This window comes from Streptomyces alkaliphilus, from assembly GCF_014141535.1.
GTDB lineage: Bacteria > Actinomycetota > Actinomycetes > Streptomycetales > Streptomycetaceae > Streptomyces > Streptomyces alkaliphilus.
Window position 1 is genome coordinate 1 of the sequence record NZ_VKHT01000845.1, and the last position, 2,207, is coordinate 2,207.

Genomic DNA, 2,207 nt, shown 5'->3' on the forward strand with positions numbered 1-2,207 from the left:
TCCCACGCCCGGCCGCCCGTGCACCGTCGTGCGCCGTGACCTTCCACGGCCCGGTTGCGTTACGGTGACGGATCGTCGGATCACCCGGGGTGTGGCGGGGACACCCGATCCCCCGGGACCGTCCGATGCCCCGACCCGGGTCCCGGGCCCTCCGCCCATCGCCGCGGCGATGGCGTCCCCCGGTCGGGTCGGACCGAACCCACAGGGAGTCCAGCCGATTCCCGTCGGGGAGCGACCGGGAGCCGTGGTGCCCCGGACGCCCGTCGACGGAGGGGAGCCGCGAACGATGTCATCCCTACCCGATCCCCCCGACCCCGGAGGGCCGGACGGCCCGGTCCCCGGCCCACGTCGCCGTCTCGTCCCCACCGACGCGCCCGACACCCCACCACCGGTCCGCTCCGGGCGGGACCTCCTCGGGCCGGGCGGTGCGGGCGAACCCGTCCCGACTCCGTCCCGTCGACCCGTGCCGGCCCTGGAACTCCTGGTGCACGGTGTCGGCGGGGCCACCCCGCAGGAGATGCTGGGGGACCCGGGCGCGGTCCGCGTCACCGGCGACCGCACCGCCGCCATCCACCGCGCGGCCGATGACCTCACCGACCGTCCCTGGGACGACGAGCGACCGGTCCGCGAGGCGTACACCTGGTCCAACCTCACCTCCGGCAACGGGGCGCGTGCCCTGTGGCTGCTGCTCCTGCCCTTCATGATCGTCAACATGGCGCACTGGATGCGGCCCGCCACTCCCGGGCACGGTCGGTCCCACCGCTGGTACGACGTCCTCATCCGCCTCACCGCCCTGTCGTTGACGGTACTGCTGGTCGCCGGTGCCTGCGTCGTGACCATGGACCTGCTGGCCTGGCAGTGCGCCGCCGCGCCGTTGTGCGCGGACCGCAGCGCCTGGTTCCGCTTCCTGGCCGAGCCGGGTGGCTGGTGGGCCCACCCGGGGCGGCGCCTCGCTCTGGCCTCGGCCCTGCCGACCCTGTTGGTCGGTCTGTTGTGGTGGCTCTCCCGCCGAACCTGGAGCGCCTACGAGTCCGCCTATCCTCCCGTGCGACTGCGCGCGGACAACGGGCGGGGAGCCCAGTTGGGCCTGCCCGGCTTCTGGTACGGGCGGGGCGTGGTGGGACGGCTGCGGGCCGCGCACACCGCCGCCGGACTCCTCACGATCGTCGCCGTCCTGCTCACCGGCTCACTGATCCGCGATCTCTCGCCCGAGGGCACCCCGCACCTCCTCCCGGTCGGACTGGCACTCGCCGGTGTCGGCGGGGCACTGGGGGTCATGGTCCTTCGGATAGTGGTGCGCGCCGGTCGCACGGAGACCGACCGGGACGTGCGGCCGCTTCCCCGCTACGTCACCGCCCTTCCGGTGGCCTGTCTGCTTCTGCTGCTGCTCTGCCTGGTCCACTCGATGCCGGTGCGTGACGGTTTCGAGAGCTCCGGTGCCCATCCCTCATCCTGGGGCTTCCCCGTTCTCACCGCGATCCAACTCGTGTTGGTGGTCATGCTGGCGGCGGTGGCGATTCGTCTGCACCTCACCGCCCCGCGCACCGATCGTGGGGTGCTCGGGGGCCTCGGCGGCCCGGCCGCCGCCCTTCTGGGGTGCGCTCTGGGAGGGCTGCTCACCGGTGGGGTCGCCGCCCGATTCGCCGACTGGCTCGACCCCCACTCCACCCTCGGCGGTCCCGGGATCCTGACCGGCCCCCCGGTCCTGCACACCTGGCAGGCGGCGACCCTCCCGGCCCTGCTGTGCGTGGTGGCCGTGCTCGCCCTCGTCCTGGCGATCCGCACCCGGCTGGAGAGCCGAGGGCTCACCGCCGGCGTCCTCGGCCGTTACCCGGAGGAGAGCCGCCGCCCCCACGAGGTGCGCACCACCCGCCTGGCCTCCGCGGTCGCCCGGGCCCGGCTCACCGACCGCGCGCCCGGGATGTTCGGCACGGTGGTCATCGCGTCCCTGCTGCTGGGGTCGGGAGCGGCGCTGGGGGCGGGCCTGACCGGGGTCACCCCCGCCACCGCCGCCCGGGACTGGCCAGGGCCCGTCTCCGGGTTCGCCTCCCTCTCCCAGGCGGTGGGCTCCTGGAGCATGGGGATAGGAGTCGTGGTCCTGGTGGCCATGGGACGCCGTGCCTACCGTGACCCCGCGGCCCGCCGTACCGTGGGGATCCTCTGGGACGTGGGCACCTTCTGGCCGCGAGCCGCCCACCCCTTCGCCC

General features: G+C 74.6%; 1 protein-coding gene. It reads left to right on the forward strand.

Annotated elements, in window-relative coordinates; all coding sequences use genetic code 11:
* Positions 1-463 precede the first annotated feature (463 nt).
* Positions 464-2,207 (forward strand): hypothetical protein (locus FNQ90_RS20395; RefSeq protein ID WP_182607693.1); only part of this gene is annotated, 1,744 nt, incomplete at its 3' end.